The organism is Gottfriedia acidiceleris (assembly GCF_002128425.1).
GTDB lineage: Bacteria > Bacillota > Bacilli > Bacillales > Bacillaceae_G > Gottfriedia > Gottfriedia acidiceleris.
Genome location: NZ_NESS01000004.1, coordinates 27,832 through 48,809, shown reverse-complemented (window position 1 = coordinate 48,809; position 20,978 = coordinate 27,832). Strand labels below are relative to the sequence as shown.

General features: G+C 32.8%; 26 protein-coding genes. 19 read left to right on the top strand and 7 right to left on the bottom strand.

Annotated features, from left to right (window positions below; genetic code table 11):
• Positions 1–367 precede the first annotated feature (367 nt).
• The 10 genes from B6K90_RS08865 to B6K90_RS08820 all read left to right on the top strand — a co-directional run bounded on the left by B6K90_RS08865 (position 368) and on the right by B6K90_RS08820 (position 8,961).
• Entirely contained in the window at positions 368–2,104 is a 1,737-nt protein-coding gene (locus B6K90_RS08865; RefSeq protein WP_088012386.1) for an aromatic amino acid hydroxylase, read from the top strand.
• 112 nt (positions 2,105–2,216) lie between these two features.
• A complete protein-coding gene (locus B6K90_RS08860; protein ID WP_088012385.1) occupies positions 2,217–2,585 on the top strand; it encodes a VOC family protein in 369 nt (122 codons plus the stop codon).
• Positions 2,586–3,003: 418 nt separating this feature from the next.
• A complete protein-coding gene (locus B6K90_RS08855) occupies positions 3,004–3,990 on the top strand; it encodes a GNAT family N-acetyltransferase (protein ID WP_088012384.1) in 987 nt (328 codons plus the stop codon).
• 31 nt (positions 3,991–4,021) lie between these two features.
• A complete protein-coding gene (locus B6K90_RS08850; protein WP_088012383.1) occupies positions 4,022–4,564 on the top strand; it encodes a GNAT family N-acetyltransferase in 543 nt (180 codons plus the stop codon).
• A 24-nt stretch (positions 4,565–4,588) separates the two neighbouring features.
• Complete coding sequence (locus B6K90_RS08845) at positions 4,589–5,032, top strand: SRPBCC family protein (RefSeq protein WP_139840704.1); 444 nt, start codon at positions 4,589–4,591, stop codon at positions 5,030–5,032.
• A gap of 2 nt (positions 5,033–5,034) precedes the next feature.
• Positions 5,035–6,153: a GAF domain-containing sensor histidine kinase gene (locus tag B6K90_RS08840; RefSeq protein ID WP_088012382.1), complete on the top strand. Its 1,119-nt coding sequence runs from the start codon at positions 5,035–5,037 to the stop codon at positions 6,151–6,153.
• A gap of 13 nt (positions 6,154–6,166) precedes the next feature.
• Positions 6,167–6,817 carry a response regulator gene (locus B6K90_RS08835; RefSeq protein WP_088012381.1) on the top strand — a complete coding sequence of 217 codons (651 nt, stop codon included), beginning with the start codon at positions 6,167–6,169 and terminating at the stop codon, positions 6,815–6,817.
• A 54-nt stretch (positions 6,818–6,871) separates the two neighbouring features.
• Positions 6,872–7,825, top strand: a complete 954-nt coding sequence (locus tag B6K90_RS08830; protein WP_088012380.1) for a ketopantoate reductase family protein — start codon at positions 6,872–6,874, stop codon at positions 7,823–7,825.
• A 168-nt stretch (positions 7,826–7,993) separates the two neighbouring features.
• The gene (locus B6K90_RS08825) at positions 7,994–8,542 is read left to right on the top strand and encodes an NADPH-dependent FMN reductase (protein ID WP_088012379.1); all 549 of its coding nucleotides are present in this window, start codon (positions 7,994–7,996) and stop codon (positions 8,540–8,542) included.
• Positions 8,543–8,559: 17 nt separating this feature from the next.
• The gene (locus B6K90_RS08820; RefSeq protein WP_088012378.1) at positions 8,560–8,961 is read left to right on the top strand and encodes a VOC family protein; all 402 of its coding nucleotides are present in this window, start codon (positions 8,560–8,562) and stop codon (positions 8,959–8,961) included.
• A gap of 200 nt (positions 8,962–9,161) precedes the next feature.
• On the opposite strand, the gene B6K90_RS08815 is transcribed toward B6K90_RS08820, so the two are convergent.
• Positions 9,162–9,593, bottom strand: a complete 432-nt coding sequence (locus B6K90_RS08815) for a YmaF family protein (RefSeq protein ID WP_088012377.1) — start codon at positions 9,591–9,593, stop codon at positions 9,162–9,164.
• A 172-nt stretch (positions 9,594–9,765) separates the two neighbouring features.
• On the opposite strand from B6K90_RS08815, the gene B6K90_RS08810 reads away from it, so the two are divergent.
• Positions 9,766–10,236: an Lrp/AsnC family transcriptional regulator gene (locus B6K90_RS08810; protein WP_088012376.1), complete on the top strand. Its 471-nt coding sequence runs from the start codon at positions 9,766–9,768 to the stop codon at positions 10,234–10,236.
• 10 nt (positions 10,237–10,246) lie between these two features.
• The gene (locus B6K90_RS08805; RefSeq protein ID WP_088012375.1) at positions 10,247–10,861 is read left to right on the top strand and encodes a LysE family translocator; all 615 of its coding nucleotides are present in this window, start codon (positions 10,247–10,249) and stop codon (positions 10,859–10,861) included.
• A gap of 162 nt (positions 10,862–11,023) precedes the next feature.
• Here the strand turns inward: B6K90_RS08805 and B6K90_RS08800 are convergent, their stop codons facing one another.
• Entirely contained in the window at positions 11,024–11,275 is a 252-nt protein-coding gene (locus B6K90_RS08800; RefSeq protein WP_088012374.1) for a hypothetical protein, read from the bottom strand.
• A gap of 227 nt (positions 11,276–11,502) precedes the next feature.
• Here B6K90_RS08800 and B6K90_RS08795 point away from each other — a divergent pair, with 227 nt between their 5' ends.
• Positions 11,503–11,931, top strand: a complete 429-nt coding sequence (locus B6K90_RS08795; protein ID WP_088012373.1) for an Rrf2 family transcriptional regulator — start codon at positions 11,503–11,505, stop codon at positions 11,929–11,931.
• Positions 11,932–12,053: 122 nt separating this feature from the next.
• A complete protein-coding gene (locus tag B6K90_RS08790; protein WP_088012372.1) occupies positions 12,054–12,695 on the top strand; it encodes an NAD(P)-dependent oxidoreductase in 642 nt (213 codons plus the stop codon).
• A 141-nt stretch (positions 12,696–12,836) separates the two neighbouring features.
• On the opposite strand, the gene B6K90_RS08785 is transcribed toward B6K90_RS08790, so the two are convergent.
• From B6K90_RS08785 to B6K90_RS08775, 3 genes are read right to left on the bottom strand one after another with little or no spacing between them, the layout of a single operon-like run.
• Complete coding sequence (locus B6K90_RS08785) at positions 12,837–13,469, bottom strand: hypothetical protein (protein ID WP_088012371.1); 633 nt, start codon at positions 13,467–13,469, stop codon at positions 12,837–12,839.
• Between the two features lie 11 nt (positions 13,470–13,480).
• Positions 13,481–13,885: a permease prefix domain 1-containing protein gene (locus tag B6K90_RS08780; RefSeq protein ID WP_088012370.1), complete on the bottom strand. Its 405-nt coding sequence runs from the start codon at positions 13,883–13,885 to the stop codon at positions 13,481–13,483.
• On the bottom strand, positions 13,882–14,211 hold the full coding sequence (locus B6K90_RS08775) for a PadR family transcriptional regulator (protein WP_088012369.1): 330 nt from the start codon (positions 14,209–14,211) through the stop codon (positions 13,882–13,884). Before B6K90_RS08775 ends, B6K90_RS08780 begins: the two co-directional genes overlap by 4 nt.
• A 251-nt stretch (positions 14,212–14,462) precedes the next feature.
• Here B6K90_RS08775 and B6K90_RS08770 point away from each other — a divergent pair, with 251 nt between their 5' ends.
• The 3 genes from B6K90_RS08770 (at position 14,463) to B6K90_RS08760 (ending at position 17,956) form a co-directional block, all read left to right on the top strand.
• Entirely contained in the window at positions 14,463–15,764 is a 1,302-nt protein-coding gene (locus tag B6K90_RS08770) for an NAD(P)/FAD-dependent oxidoreductase (protein ID WP_088012368.1), read from the top strand.
• Between the two features lie 20 nt (positions 15,765–15,784).
• Complete coding sequence (gene sigJ / locus B6K90_RS08765; protein ID WP_088012367.1) at positions 15,785–16,669, top strand: RNA polymerase sigma factor SigJ; 885 nt, start codon at positions 15,785–15,787, stop codon at positions 16,667–16,669.
• Positions 16,670–17,167: 498 nt separating this feature from the next.
• Positions 17,168–17,956, top strand: coding sequence for an EcsC family protein (locus B6K90_RS08760; RefSeq protein ID WP_088012686.1), 789 nt, complete (start codon positions 17,168–17,170; stop codon positions 17,954–17,956).
• 70 nt (positions 17,957–18,026) lie between these two features.
• Here the strand turns inward: B6K90_RS08760 and B6K90_RS08755 are convergent, their stop codons facing one another.
• The gene (locus tag B6K90_RS08755) at positions 18,027–18,683 is read right to left on the bottom strand and encodes a glycosyltransferase (protein WP_088012366.1); all 657 of its coding nucleotides are present in this window, start codon (positions 18,681–18,683) and stop codon (positions 18,027–18,029) included.
• A gap of 259 nt (positions 18,684–18,942) precedes the next feature.
• Here B6K90_RS08755 and B6K90_RS08750 point away from each other — a divergent pair, with 259 nt between their 5' ends.
• Positions 18,943–19,509, top strand: a complete 567-nt coding sequence (locus B6K90_RS08750; RefSeq protein WP_088012365.1) for a VanZ family protein — start codon at positions 18,943–18,945, stop codon at positions 19,507–19,509.
• A gap of 30 nt (positions 19,510–19,539) precedes the next feature.
• On the opposite strand, the gene B6K90_RS08745 is transcribed toward B6K90_RS08750, so the two are convergent.
• Positions 19,540–20,247 carry a polysaccharide deacetylase family protein gene (locus B6K90_RS08745; RefSeq protein WP_088012364.1) on the bottom strand — a complete coding sequence of 236 codons (708 nt, stop codon included), beginning with the start codon at positions 20,245–20,247 and terminating at the stop codon, positions 19,540–19,542.
• Between the two features lie 284 nt (positions 20,248–20,531).
• On the opposite strand from B6K90_RS08745, the gene B6K90_RS08740 reads away from it, so the two are divergent.
• Positions 20,532–20,972 carry a MarR family winged helix-turn-helix transcriptional regulator gene (locus B6K90_RS08740; RefSeq protein WP_088012363.1) on the top strand — a complete coding sequence of 147 codons (441 nt, stop codon included), beginning with the start codon at positions 20,532–20,534 and terminating at the stop codon, positions 20,970–20,972.
• The last annotated feature ends 6 nt before the right edge of the window (positions 20,973–20,978 follow it).

Below are 20,978 nucleotides of genomic sequence, written 5' to 3'. Positions count from 1 at the left end.
GTCTTGTTTTGAGTTGTCTAGTTCCAGGTGTTAGCCCCTCGAGGTCATAAGCCAAAATCCAATAAAGGTAAAAACCAACCTTTATCGGCCTTTGTCTTATGCTTGTTGGGGCAGAGCAAACGCCTTCCATATTTCGGATTTGAAAGGAGTGATGTGTTTGGTTGATTACGACTATATACACCGAATAAAAAAAGATTTTGTAGAAAGAAGGAGTAATTTGGAAAAAGTAGAAATGGTTAAATGATGGAAACCTGCTTAAAAATGCTCAAAAAAGCTTTTAGCAAGATATAGATAGAACGGGTATTTTTAAGAAAGTAGAGTAATAGATTTTTAAGTGAAATAACTTTAAAAAAGGGGAATTGATGACATGAAAGAAGCAGCTTTTGAAACAAAAATAATACCACCTCATTTGAAGCAATACTTATCGGAGCAAAATTATGATCTTTACACGCCAATTGATCATGCTGTATGGCGTTATGTAATGAGACAAAATCATCATGAGCTAAAAGATAGAGCACATTCCGCATTTGTCGATGGACTAAAAATGTCAGGAATTGAAACGGAAAAAATTCCAAATGTAGCTGAAATGAACGAGTGCCTTTCAAAAATCGGTTGGGGTGCAGGAATCGTTAATGGATTAATTCCAGGCGCTGCATTTTTTGAACTTTTAGCAAATGGTATTTTACCAATCGCTACTGAAATTAGACAAATAACGAATATAGAATATACACCAGCTCCTGATATTATTCATGAGGCTGCAGGACACGCGCCAATTCTTTTTGATCCTGTATTTAGAGAATACGTACAAAAAATTGGTTCAATTGGTGCAAAGGCATTTGCTACAAAAGAGAAACAAGAACTATTTGAAGCAGTTAGAAATTTAACGATTGTAATGGAAGATCCGAAATCGACTCCAGAAGAAAAAGCTGCTGCACAAAAATTAGTTGAAGAAAGACAAAAAGCAATTGTTGGCATTTCAGAAGCTGAAAAAATATCACGCGTATTCTGGAGAACAGTTGAATATGGACTAATTGGTGAAGTAGACAATCCAAAAATTTACGGTGCTGGTTTATTATCATCAGTAGGTGAAAGCACACATTGCTTTACAGATGCGGTAGAAAAACTTCCATTCTCAGTTGAAGCTTCTACAACACATCCGAAAAATATAACTGAAATGCAAGCACAACTATTTGTATGTAAAGACTTTGATGAGTTAATGCAAGGCGCTGAAGAATTAGCAAGCACTATGGCATTCCGTGTAGGTGGAACAGAAAGCTTAGATAAAGCTCTTAAATCGAAAAGCGTTGCTACATTTGAATTAAATTCTGGATTAAGTGTAACTGGTATTGTTCATGCAATCATAAAAGACGCAAATGGTGAAGCAATTTACGTTAATACAACTGGCGAGACAGCACTTTCTATTAACAATAAACAATTAGAGGGTCACGGAAAAGACTACCATGCTAAAGGATTTGGCACACCGATCGGACTTCTAAAAGGAAATATTGAATTAGAAGAATGTGATGATGCTGCACTTAAAAATTTAGGAATTGTCATAGGAAACTTTGTTGATTTAGAATTCTCAAGCAATGTAAGCGCTTCCGGTAGAGTTGTGAATATCGTTAAAAATGAAGACAAAGTTGCATTAATCTCATTTGAAGATTGCACTGTTACTTACGAAGGAAAAGAGTTATTCAAAAAAGAGTGGGGAACTTTTGATATGGCAGTTGGTTCTCGAGTTGTATCGGCATACCCTGGAGCAGCTGACCCAACGTCTTACTTTAGTGATTCAATTAAAGAAGTAGAGTTCGTAATGGAAACACCTGCACCATTAACTGAATTAGAAAAATTATATAAAGAAGTTAGAGTAATTAGAGAAAAGAATACATTCTGTGATGACTGTATTTCGAAGCTAATTGCTGTGCATAACGAGCTCAATCGTGAACACCAAAATGATTGGTTATTACGATTAGAATTACTTGAAATTGCAACAGTTAATTCTAAATTAGAGCAAATTGTTGAGCCGCTAAAAGCTGAATTGGAAGCATTAAGAAAAGAAGACTCTTTAAAGAATCTTATTACAAATGGCTTAAAGCTAGTTTGATAAATTGGAAAATTGGGAAAAGCGTTACTTTAAATAGGTAATGCTTTTCTTATTTTTTAGATCTGGTAATCTAAAGATATAAACTTTTCATAATGAGAGAGATGTGTTATCGATGGAATTTGAAATAAAAGGAATTGATCATATTCAATTAGTTTGTCCAAAGGGTGGAGAAGAAGAAGCTAGAAGATTTTATAATGAAATTTTAGGTATGAAGGAACTGCCGAAGCCGGAAAATTTAAAAGGCAGAGGTGGATGCTGGTTTATTTGTGGTAATCAAGAAATTCATATTAGTATACAAGAAGATTTTATAGCACCTAAAAAAGCTCATCCTGGTTTAATTGTCACAAATATTGAGACGCTAAGAGAACGACTAATTCAACTCAACTTAGAAATTAAGGAAGAACCACCAATAGCAGGTAGAACTCGCTTTTTTGTAAATGATCCGTTTGGAAATAGAGTTGAGTTTTTGGAATTTCATTAAGAAATATTATTTTACCACTGTACTTTGACAGTGGTTTTTATTTTTAATTGAATTAAATTGTTAATTTTAAGAAAAATGGTGTATTTAATTATCAAATACAAAAGAAGGTGCTCTATGGTTAAACAATTATAATTACCTAAAGAGTTACAAATTTATAAAGAAGCAATTGAGTCTACTGTTAAAGATTCAGTTGAAATTGAACCAATAGTAAGAAAGACTTCTTTAAAAAAGAGGATCTAGTAAAAAAGGATTTCACTAATGTCCTATACACATGGGATTGTTGTTGAATATTACTAGATGAAAAAGAGCATTATCCCGCTATAAGCAGGAAGTAATGCTCTTTTTATGGAACTAGTAATGAGTGAATGAAAAGATAATTTAAGTAGTTTCACTTGTAAAAGTTGCAAGGAGGTTTGTTATGAAATTTATTGCGTTCGAAAATATACACTTAGATGAAGCGGCTAGTCTTTTGGCTATCCGTCATATGTATGACCGAAGTATAAACCCTGAATTACCATCTAAATTTGAAGAGGCTAAGTATGCGAAGAAAGCTATTGAGGCGCTTTTTAATGAAAAGAATAGTTTTGGTATTGCAGCGATGAATGATTCCGAGTTAGTTGGCTATATGATTGGGTCAATTCAAACAGATAAAAATCGAGAGCGTCATACTTGGATTAAGTATGCAGGAATGGCCATAGCAAAAAGTGAAGATGCAGAATTATATCGTGAATTATATGCAGAGTTTGCCAAGAAAATGGTAGAGCTTGGTTCATTTAATCATTATGTTATGTTACCAAGTGGAAATAAATCGACTTTAGATGCTTGGCTTCATTTAGGATTTGCTTATGAGCAGGTTCATGGAATACGTGATCTGTCAGTTTCGACGGATAAAGTATTTGAAGATATACAGATTCGAGTGGCTACTAGTGAAGATGAAAAAAGAATACGTGAATTAGCAACTGTGATCATGGAACATCAAGCTAGGTCACCGGTATTTGCACCAGGTTTTATTGAAGAAAGAGGAGACTATCAGGAAGGTTACGCAGAGATCATCAATGATGAAGCTGCAACTTTATGGATAGCGCTCTATAAAAACGAGATTGTAGGTTTTCAAGTATTTGAGCCAGCGGCAGCATCTGACGAGAATTTATTAACACCTGAATCTTGCATTAGTTTAGTAGTAGGAGCAACAGTCGAATCTTCTCGTGGAATGGGTGTTAGCACGGCCTTATTACAGCATGGACTTGCTTTTGTTGAAAAAGAAGGCTATAAACTTTGCGAAACAGATTGGAGAATAACGAATTTAGAATCCTCGAGATTCTGGCCAAAAAATGGTTTTAAACCGATAGCGTATCGTCTAGTCCGTAAAATCGATCCAAGAATACTATGGGCAACAGGCGTTTAAAAAGTTAGGAAAAGCAAGGAGTGCGAAAAAGATGAAATTAGTTGGGAATAATATATATTTAAGACATTTAGAAGTAGCAGATGCTGAGGAATTTTTATCATACGAAGTTCGAAATAGAGAGTTTTTTAAACCTTTTACATATATAAAAGACGAGAGTTTCTACACTTTGGAAGCTCAGCAGGAACGTATTAAGTCATATAAAGAGAAAAGCGACAATGATCTGTATTATGGCTTTGGTATCTTTTTAAAGGAAACGAATGCCTTGATAGGTTTTTCAATGCTTTCAGAGATTTTAAGGGGAGATTTACAAAGTTGTTTTGTTGGCTATTCTTTAGATGAACAGCAAAATGGTAAAGGATATACAACTGAAGCTGTAAAGCTAACTGTAGAATATGCCTTTAATGAATTGGCACTACATCGCATTGAAGCAGGTGTAATGCCGCATAACATTGGTTCAATAAGAGTATTGGAAAAAGCGGGCTTCCATAAAGAGGGAATTGCCAAGAAAAATGTCCGTATAAATGGGAAATGGGAAGACCACCAAGTACTAGCTATTATTAATGAAAATGAATAAAAAATGATTTCTGGAGGTATTGTTATGAATATTATTAGTTACCCAGATTTATCGAGCAGACCAAATAGTCTCACGGTGGAACGAGTAATGGAAAATTCATTAGATGTATTGTATGAAGCTTGGACAAAAAGATTCGGTGATTGGTTTGCTGCGCCAGGTTCGGTAATTATGAAGGCAGAGGTTAATTCTGTATTTTTCTTTGAGACGCATTTTGAAGATAAACGTCATCCTCATTATGGCCGCTTTTTAAAGCTTGAGCACAATCAACTTGTTGAGATTACTTGGTTCACATCAGGTTCAAAAACGGAGACTGTAGTTACTGTAGAGTTTTCTACAAATGAAAGTGGAGCAGCAGTTATTAAATTGACACATGCAGGTTTCCCGGATGAATTATCAAGAGACCAACACGAGCAAGCGTGGCCAATGGTGCTTGAACAACTTGATCGTAGAATGACGGAATTAGCATAGTCATGAAAAAAGAATCATTTCTTTTAGAGCTACAAGTATTAAAAGAAATTGCGGAAATATTAAACGAGGGTACTGATTTACACAGTACCCTCAATTGTGCCTTAGCCAAATTAGTTCAAGTCACGGGTCTAGATACAGGATGGATTTTTTTAATTGATAAAAATGGGGACTTCGAATTAGTCGCTTCACATGAATTACCTCCAGCTCTTATGAACGAAGAAGCTAAGCCAATGTGTAATGGAGATTGTTGGTGTGTAAATAAATATAATACCGGTAGACTCAATAAGGCTTCAAACATAATGGAATGTAAAAGATTAGAAGACTCCGTTATTTATAATTGGGGAGAAACAAATAGTGTCACTCACCATGCGACTGTACCATTGCAAGCAGGGGAAGAATCGTTTGGTTTATTAAACGTTGCTGCTTCTAATAAATTAAAATTTGATCAAGAAGAATTGAATTTACTAGGTGCAGTTGCGTTGCAAATTGGAACGGCAATTAAACGAATTCAATTAACTGAGAAGGTAAAAGAGTTTGAGTTGATTCAAGAAAGAAATCGTCTTGCGAAAGACTTGCATGACTCAGTTAGTCAATTATTGTTTTCGATTAATGTAACTGCTAAAGCAGGTGCAAATGTATCCGACAGCCCGAAGTTAAAAGATACATTTAATCATATTCAACAAATTGCCCAAGAAGCACAAGCAGAAATGAAAGCTTTAATATGGCAACTTAGACCACAGGGTATTGAAAAAGGAATAGTTAGTGCATTAATTAACTACGGTGAAATGCTAGGATTAAAAGTAATTAGTAATGTAAAAGGTACAACAATATTACCATCTAATATAGAAGAAACGTTATGGCGTGTAGGTCAGGAAGCGTTTAATAATTGTAGAAAACATTCAGGACAAAATACAGTATATTTACAGTTATCAATCAGTACAAAGAAAGCAAAAATGACGATTCGAGACCAAGGTGTAGGATTTATATGCCCAAAGGATGTACAAATCCCAACATTAGGTTTGAGAAGCATGAAGGAAAGAGTTGAATCGATAAAAGGGTCGTTTTTAGTTGAAAGTGATTTAAATAAAGGAACTAAAATTACAACGAGTATTCCTTTTTGAGAAGGAGGGTTTTATGTCTATTAGAATATTAATTGCTGATGATCATCATGTAGTGAGGAGAGGACTTAGTTTCTTCTTAAATACGCAAGATGATATCGAGGTCATTGGAGAGGCATCGAACGGAGAAGAGGCATTAAACTTAGTAAAAGAATTAAGACCTGATATTGTCATCATGGATTTAGCGATGCCAGTTCTAGATGGAATTGAAGCAACTAAAAGAATAAAAATAGAGGGCATAGCTGTTAAGGTGATGATATTAACTAGTTTTTATGATCAAGATCATATTTTACCTGCTATTGAAGCGGGTGCAGCAGGATATTATTTAAAAGATAGTGACCCAGATGAGCTCGTTTCCGCAATACGAAAGATACACGATGGAGAAAAACAGTTTCATTCGAAAGTTACGACTCAACTAGTTACTGCTTTGACTGGGAAAATAGAAACGAAGAATGAGACATTTCAAGATAAATTAACGAAACGAGAAATGGATGTTTTGAAGGAAATTACGAGAGGAAAGAGTAATAAAGAAATAGCAGCATCTTTATTTATTACAGAAAAAACTGTAAAAACCCATGTTTCGAATATTTTAGCAAAGACTCAGCTTCAAGATCGAACCCAACTGGCACTTTACGCAGTTCGAAACGGAATTTTGAAAGAATTTTGAAATAGACATTAGCGAGTTACAGATTTTTAATTTTTAATAGAAAGGAAGAGTGTTATGCGAATTCTTGTATTAGGAGCTGGAGGAGTTGGCGGTTATTTTGGAGGACGCTTAGTAGAAAAAGGAGAAGATGTCACTTTTCTAGTACGCGCTAATCGGAAAAAACAGCTAGAGGAAACTGGCTTGGTCATTCGTAGTGTTAATGGTGATTTTTCATTTCAACCGAATCTAATTACAGCAAACAGTCCTGCCGAAGTTTTTGACATCGTACTTTTCTCGACTAAGTCATACCATTTAGGCAACGCTATTTTGGATGTAAAACCGTTCGTAGGTGATCACACTGTTATTTTACCTCTTTTGAATGGCATTGCTCATTTAAATCTTTTAAAGCAGGCATTTGGTGAAGAAAAGGTAATCGGTGGTTTATGTTTCATTGAGACAACTTTGAATGAAGCTGGGGAAGTTGCTCAAACAAGTAAAGCAGCTAGACTTGTATTTGGCGAATTCTTAAGCAAAGAAACTGACCGTATTAAAAGAATTGCTGATGCATTTAGCGGTTCAAAAGCTGACTTTGTCCATAGTAAACAGATTGAACGTGATATGTGGCATAAATATTTGTTTATTACCGTGATGTCTGGCGTTACGTCTCTTATGCGTGCCCCAATTGGTCCAATTAGAGAGAGTGAAGGTGGAAGAGCTACTATCCGCGAATTATTTGAAGAATGTGCCAATATTATGAGGTCTCATGGTGCACCTATTTCTGAAAATATTGTTGATGAGCACATGAAATCAATCGATGCAATTGGTTATGATATGAAGTCCTCTTTGCAGAGGGATATGGAAAAAAGTTCATTGGTAGAGGGAGATCATTTGCAAGGGTATTTACTAGAACTTGCAAATAAAAATGGTCAATCTGCTAAATTGCTTGAATTGGTTTACCAAAATATTAAAGTTTATCAAAAAATGTACGAAGATAATGGTAATCGAGTAAACGAAAGGCTGTCAGTCTGAAAACCAAGTTTTTAGGACTTTGTCTACACACCTAAATCTACAACTTTAGTTGTAGATTTTTTTTATTTTTATATACACCTAAACGTGTAGAAAAGTTCTATCAAACGACTGAAGTTTGGACTTTATCAATTGACTATACTAAAAGTACAAATCAAAGGAGTGGAAAACATGAATATTATAATGATTAATGGTAGTCCAAGAAAAGAAGGACGTACGGGTAAATTAACGTCAATTATCTCGAAAAAATACAATGTAAAAACAATTGATTTAAGTGAATTAGTATTGCCAATCTACAATGGACAAGAAGAGCAAAATGAAATAGCAAATATCCAAAAACTAAGATCACAATTAGAAAATGCTGATGCTGTAATTGTTGCAACACCAGAATATCATGGTGGAATGAGTGGAGCATTAAAAAACGCCTTTGACTTTTTAGGGAGCAAACACTTTAAAGATAAGCCAGTTGCAATATTAGCTGTATCCGGCGGAGGAAAGGGTGGAATTAATGCACTTAACAATATGAGAATTGTTTTAAGAGCATTATATGCAAATGTATTATCGAAGCAAGTTGTGATTGATCCATCAGATTTTATATCAGAGGGTACAGCGTTAGGGGAAAATACATCTTATTTAGTGGATGGCTTGATTCAAGAATTGAAGCTCTACACACAAATATCCAAAAAGCTAAATGATGAATGGGCAGCATCAAGTTATTAAGGGATCAGGTGATAACAATGAAAAACTGGGTTCAGTTTAGAATTGCAAGACCTACAAACAAATTACAAGAAATAAGTAAGTTCTATGGAGACGGGCTAGGCTTAAAACGTGTAGGCGGTTTTCAAAATCACGATGGGTATGATGGAATCATGCTCGGATTACCCGGTGTTGAATACCATTTAGAATTTACTCAACATATTGACGGAAGTCCTTGTCCTGCTCCAACAAAGGATAATCTATTAGTATTTTATATAACTAATAAATCTGAAATAGATCTAGTCAAAAACCGATTAAATAATTTGGGGTATTTTGAGGTTGAACCAGAGAATCCTTATTGGCTCGAAAAAAGTATTACATTCGAAGACCCGGATGGATGGAGAATTGTGTTGATGAATACTGAAGGATTGAGGAATACTTAGGATTTCATAAAAAAGGGTGTCCCAAAAATCTAACTTTTTAGGGAACCCTCGTTTTTATAACAGAAATAATTTGAAAAATAAAAGAGGGGTATCTAGCCGTCAGTTAACCTGACTTATGAGACAGCCCCTTAATTTATTCAGAATAAAAATTATGTATATTATTTTTAATGAAATATACATAAATTGATTTTTATGATTTCTTATACTAATGGTCTATCAATTAAAGTTGCGAATTCAAGATTGTGTTCATGATCATCATTGATCGTTGTCATTCCTTTTACAAAATGAACATGCTTACCGTTTCCTACCGGAATAGGGGGACCTGTTTCAATAATAACCTCGTGATGATGATCGAGAAAATCTGTATTTACTATAATTCGATGTATATGACTGTGTCTTCCTACTGGAATAACCTCACTTGTAACGCCAGCAAAACGATGATTATGACGGTCGTCACCTTCCTCTGCCAATTTAGTACTTGCCACAAATTCATGTACATGTGTTTGTGGTCTTTCTTCTTTTTGTTTTACTTCTTTCTCTTCATTAGATTCTCTTTCATTTTCTTCATTAAACTCTCTTTCTCTTTCTCGTTCTCTTAGTCTTTTTCGATATTCAAACGGGTCTCTTTTCATAAAATGACGCCCCTTTCGAAAAGATTGTCTTCCTTTTTCATCTTATTAAGATTAGTAAATAAATATGTTTATTAAAATCTAATAATTAGAAAGATTTGTATTTGAATATATTGAATTACTTTCATAAAATAAGTAAAATTAAATAAAACTTATAATAAGAAGGTATTTTAAAATGGATTCTTACGATTTGAAAATTATTAATCGATTGATGGATAATTCTAGAATAAAGTGGGCGGATTTAGCTAGTGAGGTTGGATTGTCAGCTCCAGCTACTGCTGAACGTGTAAACCGATTAATTGAACAGGGTGTACTTAAAGGATTTGGTGTGCTAGTTGATCCTGAAAAAGTTGGAAGTGAATTAACTGCGTTTGTAGCTGTCTCACTTGAGCGACCTGACAATAGAGCTCCTTTCTTAGAGCTTGTTAATCAATTAGAGGAAGTACAGGAATGTCACCATATTGCAGGTGAAGATGATTATTTATTAAAAATAAGAAGTAGAAATACAAAAGACTTGGATCGCGTAATTAGTCTTGAAATCAAAGGTTTAAAGGGTGTAATAAGAACAAAAACAACAATTGTAATGGATACAACGAAAGAAACTTTTCGACTACCACTACAAAAACATAAATTTTCTATAGAGTAAGGAGTGTAATATGAATCTTGAATTTTATATTAAAGGATTATTAATTGGCCTATCAATTGCCGCACCTGTTGGTCCAATTGGAGTACTGTGTATACGGAGAACTCTAGCGTATGGAAGAATGGTTGGTTTAGTTTCTGGTCTTGGTGCAGCTACAGCTGATGGTATTTATGGTTTAATTGCAGGCTTTGGATTAACTGTCATTATGAATTTTTTAATTGGTCAGCATTTTTGGATTCAGTTAATCGGTGGTTTTTTCCTCTGTTATTTAGGTGTAAAAACACTTATTTCAAAAGCTAGCTTTACTCAATCCGATACGCAGAAGAAAAATATTATTAATGCGTTTTTATCAGTGTTATTTTTAACGCTGACAAACCCAATGACGATTTTATCATTTATCGCCATTTTTGCCGGATTAGGAATTTCGAATTCAGATAGTAATATTGTTTCATCTGTCATTTTAGTAGTAGGTGTTTTTTGTGGTTCAAGCTTATGGTGGATAATATTAAGCAGTGGAGTCGGACTATTTAGAACTCGTATTAATGATCGGTCTTTAACATTAATTAACCGTTTATCTGGTATTATTATCATTATTTTTGGTGGCATAGCTTTATATGGATTAATGTAAAGTAAGCGTAAGAGGGCAAGTTTGTTTCGAAATAATGTCACAACTCACTTAGGATTAGTAAATAAAATTGCTAGTTTTATTGATAGGTGTTTTAGGAATTATGTCATTTATTGCGTAAAGAAAGAAGCTATTTTTTAATAGCTTCTTTCTTTTTAAGTCTTTTTATTTAGTGTAAAAAAACATTACGTACCAAATTCCAATCGTTAGGAACGCACCTAAAGCAATAAATATCGATTTATATACCCAATGAGGCAAGAAGAATAATATAGCACCTATTCCACTAACACCATTTCCTCCAACTCCACTATTTTTTAAACCCGCATGTGCTTCTTTTTTATACATGATTCCAAAGACAAGTAAAAACAAACCTATTAACGTAAAGCAAATTAGATAAGCGATATCATTTCCATTCATGTTTTTCACCCTTTTTATTAATCTTCGTACAAGTTAATGTTAAATTATTTACTAATGTTGCACAACCAATTTTTTCCATTTTTGCTAGTTATTCTGGCTACTGAGGCACTAATCTAAGTGCTTTATTAAATAAAAAAATATATTCGCTCAAAAGTTAGTGTAAAATAAATATTATTGACAATTAATAATAGTTGTAACTATAATGGTTACATCGGAGGTTGAATCCTATGAAAATCAGTAGTCGTTTTACCGTTGCTGTTCATATTTTATCTTTGGTCACGATTGAGAATAGTACGCTTTGTACTTCCGAATGGATTGCAGGAAGTGTGAATACTAATCCGGTCGTAATTAGAAGAGTGATGGGAAAACTTAAGAATGCTGGCTTAATTCAAGTCCGTCGAGGAACCGGTGGAGCTTCACTTCAAAAGCCTTTAAATGAAATTACTCTTTTAGATGTTTATAAAGCAGTTGAAGTTGTAGAAGAAGGGGAACTTTTTCAATTTCATGAGAAACCGAATCCGAATTGTCCAGTTGGTGCAAATATTCAAGCAGTGCTAGAACTGATCTTAAATCGAGCACAAGAAGCAATGGAAAAAATACTGGATGAAATTACTATGGAAGAATTAATTACAGTATTAAGCAAAAAAATTGGATAATATCATTCAATTTTTTTTGTAAGCGATGTAACTGTTTTTGTTACATCTTTTATATTTTTTCAAATTAGTTGTAACTACTTTAGTTATACGATACATTCAAAAAAATTTAGGAGGAAGAAAAGATGAAAATTGGTATTATTGGAGCAACAGGAAAAGCAGGGAGCCTTATTTTAAAAGAAGCAGTGGACAGAGGGCATGAGGTAACAGCAATCGTGAGAAATTCTTCTAAATTAACAAATAAAACAGTATCAGTATTGGAGAAGGATTTATTTGATTTAAATTCAAATGACATAAAGCAATTTGATGTTGTAGTCAATGCATTTAAAGCAGCTGATGGTCAAGAGCATCTTTATATTGAAGCTGGGAATGTCTTAATTAATGCTTTAAAAGGTGCTAAAGACACTAGACTAGTCGTAGTGGGTGGTGCAGGAAGCTTGTATGTTGATGAAGAAAAAAAGATTCAATTAGTTGACACTCCTGAATTTCCGAAAGAATATTTTGCTACTGCTTCAAATATGACAAAAGGTCTTTATGATTTACAAAAAGCAACTGATATTAATTGGACGTTTATTAGTCCAGCGGCATTTTTTGATCCGAACGGTAAACGAACTGGAACTTATCAAAAAGGAAAAGACAATTTTATTGTTAATAAAAAAGGTAACAGCTACGTAAGTTATGCTGACTATGCCATTGCATTACTAGACGAGGTTGAAAATCCTCAGCATTTAAATGAACGTTTTACATTAGTTTCTGAAGCAGAATAAGATTTTATAGACAGTCTTATAATCAATCAATGTATACACTCTGGAGCGATTCTTTAAAAGAGAATCGCTTTTACTCTTTAAAAAAATAAAAAGGACCCCGTAAATTGAAGTCCATTTAGCTAATAAACGTATAATTATTATCTATATTTGTTTCTTTTTATAACTATAAAAATACATACTTAAAGGCCACCAAATGACTGCAAAAATTGGATATACTGCCCAAATTGTATCTGGGGATGAAATGACATTTACAATGATAAAGAAAATACTAATTAATATGCTAGCTGTAAATGAAAATGTTACAAACGATTTTCTTTTCGCATGATAAATTGCTAATGGCCACCAAATAATTGCAAATGCTGGATAAATGACCCAGGGATACTCTGGGGAAGCAATCAAATTTAAAAAGCCATAGTATGCGATCGTAATAATACTACCAAGGAGAGCAATCGATAATGTTCTAGCTCTTTTACCTAAATGCATGAGGATTGGCCAGCTAATAATTGGAAAAGCTGCATAGAAAAACCAAAGATAATCTGGTGAGTGAATTAAGTTCTCCGTTAACAAGAAAGCTAGAAGTATAATGCTACTAAAGAGTGAGAATTGCTTCATCGATCTTTTTCCAATGAAATATAAACTAATTGGCCAAAATAAAATGAAAAAACATGGGTAAATGAACCAAATTGTGCTAGGAGATGTAATAAAATTAACAAGCATAAAAAAAATCATCGTCATAATACAGCCTGCAGTTGCAAAACCGATATAATTTTTCACTGTTTTTCACCTCACTTTTTACGTTGCCAGTAGAAATACATTGAAAGAGGCCACCATAATAGACCAAACGTTGGGTACACAAACCAAATAGTCTTTGGAGTATAGTAAAAATTAATAAATAAGAAGAAAGCGATTAGTAAGCCACTGCCCCAAATTGAATAGGATAAATTTAGCTTTGCGAAATTTGCTTTTTTGCTATCAGGTTTTTTAACACCAAGTTCTTTCTTTAACTCCTCAATGTCACCAAAATCTACGATTGCTTTGTTTATAGCATCTTCTTCTTCCTTACCATTTTCCATTAAAAACATGACTTTTTCTTCTAAGTTCTGAATGATCTCCTGTTTAACTATTTCTGTTTGCTCTATCTTAGGAACATCCTTAAATAGTTCTTCAATATGGTTTCTAATTTTTTTCATTGTAACTCCTCCATGAATAGATCAATAATTTCTTTTACTTCCTGCCATTCTTTTACTAATTCACTTAAATATGCTTTTCCTAATGAAGTAATTTTGTAATATTTTCTTTTTCCACCATGCGTAATATCACCAAAATATGCTTCCACTAGTTCCTTTTTTTCTAAGCGTTGAAAAACAGCATATAGTGTTGCTTCTTTAATTTGAAACCGATTGTCTGTCCGTAACCCAATTTCTTGAGAGATCTCATATCCATAGCGGTCTTTCTCAGAAATTAGTTTTAATATGATCGAGTCAAGATGTCCCCGTATGATGTCACTTCTAACCATAAATCCACCTACTATATTATTATTCTACCTGATAGAGTAATGTTAACAATAATTACTCTATCTGTCAAAGTAATTTTATGTTTTGATGCAATTGACTATTCGTTGTAAGTGAAGAAAAGCCTGTCGAAGCCTAAATAAAAAATTATTTTCATCATTTCTAATATTTGTCTTTGTCCTGCTCTACTTTATGTCACATTTTTTGAGATTCATTCGTCTTAATTAGTGAAGAAAACGAAAGGGAGAGATAATTTATGAATTTAAATCAAATAGATGGTCAAAAATGGGATGTTACTGTATTAGGTGGTGGCATTGCTGGATTAACTGCATCAATCTATTTAGCTCAATCAGGTAAAAAAGTACTTTTATTGGATAAAGCATCTAAATTAGGTGGGAGAGGTATTTCTAATTCAATTGGAGATGCACATTTAAATCTTGGAGCACACGCATTATATACAAACTGTATCGATATTTTAAATGAAGTAGGTGTTAATGTTTCTGGCAAGTTTCCAAAATTGAGTGGTGCATTTATTCTTGGAGATCAATCTAATCAAATGAAAGTAGTCGAGGCATTTAATTTATTTTTAGGTAATCATTTAAAATGGAAAGAAAAAATGGAATTTATACGTTTTTACCGACATATTCGTAAAATGGATTTGGATGCAATCAATCATATTAGTTTAGAAGAATATTTAAATAGTAAAATAACAAGTCGTCGTGTAAAGAATTTAATTTTAGCCTTTATACGGGTAACTACCTTTACAAGTAATTCAGAAATGATAAGTGCTGGAGTAGCAATTGGTCAGCTTCGTAGTGCAAAAGTAATGTATATAAACGAAGGATGGCAATCAATTGTTAATGACCTAGTTAAAAAGGCGAATCAACTTGGTGTTACGATTCAAAATAATACAATAGTGTCTAAAATTACGGGCTCTTATCCAAATATTAATCTAGTCTTGAAAAACGATACTAGGATCAACACTTGCTGTTTGTTATCAACAATTAACCCAATTGATTTAGTTAAGTTAATAGATGAGCCAATCGCAGATTCATTTTTACAAAAATGTAATCAAATGATTCCAGTAAAAGCTGCCTGCCTTGACCTTGTGATGAATAGTTTACCAAATCCAAAACTCAATTTTGCTGTAGGTGTAGATGAACCATGGTATTTTTCAAATCATTCTGCAGTAGCTAAATTATCGAATAACGAGGGCGAAATTGTAGTTCATATAATGAAATATTTAAACTCGGTCAATGAAACAGATTCAGCAAAAGATGAGGAAGAACTAGAAGGTTTACTTGATTTACTTCAACCAGGTTGGAGAGACTATGTGATTTCACGTCGTTATCTTCCAAAGCTTGTTGTTTCTAACGATATAAAAAAGCCATTTAATAAATTAGACAACAATTTATCAAATAATGAAGTAGGCATAGAGGGCATTTATGTTGCAGGAGATTGGGTAGGGAAAACAGAACTTTTATTGAATGCATCACTAACGAGTGCAAAAAATGCTACTAAATTAGTAAATGAAAAGCTTGAACTTCAACTAATTTAAAATAGAGGAGAAGATACTTCATGGAAGTAGATGATTTATATTCTCAATATAAACCACTATTATTTTCAATTGGATATAGTATGTTAGGATCGGTTGAGGATTCGGAGGATTTAGTACAGGATACTTTTCTCACAGTTCAAAAGATGAATCAATCCACCGTAAAAGAAGAGCCGAATAATATAAAAGCATTTCTATGTAAAATTATGACAAATCGTTGCTTGGATCTATTAAAATCCTCAAAAAATAAACGGGAAGTCTATATAGGACCGTGGCTTCCTGAACCGATTATTCAAAACTTACCTGAAGTTTTACATGATGGACCGATGGAGAAGATGATTTTAGATGAAATGATAACCTACGCATTTTTAGTTTTACTAGAACAGTTAAATCCAACTGAAAGAGCAGTATTTGTGTTACGAGAAGCCTTTGAGTTTGACTTCCGTACAATCGCAAATATTTTAAATAAAACTGAATTAAATTGCCGGAAAATATTCAGTAGGCTTAAACGCAAAATCCAAAGTAAGGATGTAGCTGAAAAACGAAATCTAAATCAAGAGCTAACTATTGCAAAACGATTTATTGAAGCTGCAGAAACAGGTAATTTAGATATGCTAATATCACTTTTAACTGAAGATATCGTACTAATTACTGACGCCGGTGGTAAAACGAAGGCTGCGCTACGTCCAATCAATCTACAGAAAAATGTTGTTGCATTCCTTGCTGGGGTAAGGAAGAAAATAAAATCTCCTTCCGAAATCGAAATTGCTTTGATCAATAATCAAATTGGTTTAATTATTAAAAGTGAAGACGAAGAGCCAACCGTAATTTGTTTTGAAATAGAAGGAAATCGTTATCGAAGTATTTACATGGTTCGAAATCCTGAAAAGATAAGATTTTTAGGTTGAGTAGTAAGAACATATTAAAACTTAGAATAGGGGTCCCACTTTTTATGGGATCCCTTGTTTTTATAAAGCAAGAAGATGAAATTCATAAATGGAAAATGAGTAATTAAAAAAGTAGGAAGATGAAATATAGTAACTAATAGAGGGGTTATGAGTAAGGAAAAAAGCAGGAATATGTAATATAGTAACTCATGAGGGGTTCATGAGTAAGTAAAAAAGGAAAAATATGAAATATGGTAACTCATAAGGGGTTCATGAGTAAGTAAAAAGCAAAAGTATGAAATTTGCTAACTTATTAGAGGATTCACGAGAAGGTTAAAAAGGAAAAATTCTTTATATATAAAATAAAAATCTGCTAATTATCTAAAAAAATATGGAGGCGCTAATTTGTTTGTTAACCTGACTTATGAGATAGCTCCTTTTTTATTTTTGGTTTTTTTTACAAAAGGCATTATAGTTTTAGTAGGCACTATGTTTAGATTAAAAATTTTAGGAGTGTTTATGGAAACGAAAGAGTATCTAATAACGCAGCTTAATGAAATTGAAAAATGGGAAAAAGACCAAAAAAGCGTATTTTTTTGGGAGAAAATCGGTAGGATTCCATTTATGCTCTTGGATAAAATTACACCGAAGTTTATTCACGATAAGATCGGAGTTATTTTAGATGAACTATCAAAATATGTGAATGCTGGTGGTCAATATTTAGTTAGTGTTCCGGCAACTTTATCTAGGATGAGTAAGGAGCTTTCTATTCAAGAATTAACCGAAGTGGAAATGGTCAATCAACTTAGTCTTGAACAAATGGATCTTGTTTCGAATAGTTTTATTGCTAGTCGTAAACAATTTGCAAAGGTTCAAGGAGCAACGACAGGTATTGGTGGAATGTTTACGATTGCGATAGATATTCCAATTTTATTAGGACTGACATTAAAGACGCTTCAAGAAATAGCGATTTCTTATGGATATGATCCGAATGATCAAATGGAGAGAGTTTTCATTATTAAATGCTTACAATTTACCTCGGCTGATATAGTTGGTAAAAAGGCGATATTAGAAGAGTTAACAAATATCGAAGGAAAAAAAGCCTTTTCTCAAATTGAAGGTTGGAGAGAAGTATTCTATACATACCGTGACAACATGGGCTGGAAGAAGCTGTTCCAAATGGTTCCGATTGCTGGTTTAATATTTGGTGCATATGTTAATAAACAATCAATAGAGGACGTTGGCGAAGCTGGAAGAATGCTCTATAAAAAAAGACGGATTATGGAAAGATTGCATGATTTAAAATAAGCAAAAAAAAGATGAATTTAGTAAGAGCTAAATTCATCTTTTTTGTTAAATTCATAAATCAAACGTTTGTTTAAGATTTAAATTTATTTGGGAATTGCTTAATGATGCCTGAAGACAGTGCATCTGCTAGAACGATTATGTGGTGAAGACCATCATCAAATGCTTTTACATTCCCGTCCCAATCCATTTTTATTCTTGTTACAACTTCATTTGTGATTATTTTTAAATGTGTATAAAGTAAGTTTTTTAAAGCTTGATTTGTCCAATTTGGATTTGCTTTACTTAAAAATGCAGCAATATCGTCTGCATTTTTAAACCATTGATCATTTAATGTTTTTAGAGTTGCCATATCATTCACTTTGGCAGCATCAATAATTTTACCTGCCAGTACAATATGGTCGGTCAATAGTTTAGCAAGCTGATCTCCTGCTGCAGCACCATAATAAGGTTTAACTGCATTTCCAATATCTTGCTGATTTCTTAAAAGTCGAGTAAGTACTTTGTCCTTATCTGGTAATCCAGCAACCGCGCTAACAATATACTTACTTGTCCAAATTGTATGATCCATCCAAAGCTTTCTCATATCACCTTGGAATTTACACGCGGATTTACTTACACAATTTCCATGAACTCGAGTATGAATTTCCTCTGCACTTGATTTTAATGGCGATAAAATTAGTGCAAAACATAATATAAGAGTAGTTATTTTAAGTAATTGTTTCTTCATCTAGATGCCTCCTTTGAGACTTTTTCAAAATGTTCCAATATTATTTTGGATTTTTTTTCAAGTTATATTCATCAGATTTTATATTCATTTCATTTTTGAAGTAAATATTCTAGTGAAAAAATCGAAGAACTCAAGAATGATTATATTTTCATATATATAAAATAATGATTTTAATATAATATTAAAGTGTTAATGGTTAAAAATGGAAAAAGATTTTAAGAGTAGTATTTAATCCTTGGAAGGTGAAAGGAGGAAATCTTTGTTAAATTATTTATATCCTAGTATTTTTATAATGGCTTTTTTCATTTTATTCTTTGGATATCGATTCCTAAAGAGTAATATTACTTTACAAAAATATTCCTATTGGATAATCTTTGGAATCTACTTTACATTCCTAGTAGATCTAACTTTGTTTCCATTTCCTTATCAAAAATATTTAATAAAAATCATGATAGAGGGTAACTTGGGTTATTTAAATAATTTTGTTCCTTTTAAAGGAGTTATCGATTTAATAAAGTATGGCTCATTTACAATTGCTTTAAAACAACTTGGTGGAAATATTTTATTATTTATTCCATTTGGATTAGCATGGCCGATTCTCTTCCCAAAGATCATGAAACTTAAAACAATCTTAATTGGTTTTTCTGTGAGTCTAGTAATTGAATTAACTCAAGGGATTACTGGATTATTCTTAGGATACAATTATAGATCTTGTGATATTGATGATTTGTTATTAAATACTTTTGGAACGGCAATAGGGGTTTTACTCTATCGTTTAAGTACTAATTCTTATATTAAATCAGACTTAGTTGAAGAAAAAAGTTAACGCGAAATTAAAAAGACAAGTTGCATAATGCTACTTGTCTTTTAATTTCTGAAGTTCATTCACTGTGACAAACTTATATCCATCTTTTGTTAATAAATCTAATATCTCTTTAATTGTTTCTAATTCTTTACCGGTATCATCATACATCGGATGAATTAAAATGATTGAACCCGGTTTTATATTTTTCTTTATATAATTTAATTTTTCTTCAGGACTTGTGTAAAAAGTATCTGGTTCGATATTCCATGTAATCGTTTCTCGATTATGTTTATGTAAGTAATATGGTAATCCGAATAATTTTTTTCCATTCGGTGGACGGAAGTCAATTTCACCTTTATAGCCTGCTTTTCGAATCAACTTGTCTGTCTTTTCGATTTCACTTTTGATATATGAAGGTGATTTAAGCACCATTCTGTTATGAGAGTATGTATGATTTCCAACTTGATGTCCGGCAGCCACAATTTTTTTAGCTTCCTCAGGATTTTTTTCGATTTCATTACCGACTAAAAAGAAAGTTGCCTTTGCATTGTATTCATTCAAAAGTGGAAGAATGTCATCAACATTTTTTGTTGGACCGTCATCGAATGTTAAAGCCACTACTTTTTGATTAGTATGTACTTCGTTTGTTAATCCTCCAAAAAGCTGAAAAGATCTAGCATTCATTAGCTTATACAATCCAAATAAGATAAGAAATAAAATTAGAATACTTGCGCATATTTTCAGTAGTCCTTTTTTCACATACTTTACCTGTCTTTCTAGTTATTGAAATTAAACATAATTATATCATTACTAAATAAAAAAAGAATAAAGGAAGGAAATTAAAGGGAATTTAAGAGCGTTGAAAGAAGTAGTGTAATACAGAAATTTAAGTTATGAAATTGATAAGATAGTTAAGACCGAGACGATTTTCTTTTTCGAAAGAAATTTTTTATAACAGGTATTTATTTAGACAAAACCATTTACTTGCAAAGTTATCAGTTTAGTATTAAACTGATAACAAGATCGATCAAAGAGGTGCAAAAATGTTAAATAGTCATAATGAAGCTTCTTCGAATAAATCAAAAAATTTGGCAGTATTACTTTGGTTTCGATTAGCTCGTTTTTATCTTAAAAATGTTAGAGAATCAAATAATCAATTGAAAAAGTGGGGACTGACGACTGCTCAATTTGATGTAATTGTTCATGTTGGGAGAAATAAGCGTCTTACTCAGCAAGAGTTAGCTGATAAATTAGTTGTTACAAAAGGAAATGTGACTCATCTATTAAAGAAAATGGAAGAGCTTCAGTGGATTAAAAGAGAAGTAGAATGGAAAAACAAATATCTCTCTTTAACAGAGATAGGTCAAAAACTGTATGAAGAAATTGTTCCTACACAAGAGGAGTTTCAACAAGCTCAATTCAGCAAATTAACCGAAGAAGAGCAATTACAATTACTTACGTTATTAAGGAAATTAAATAAATAATAGAAC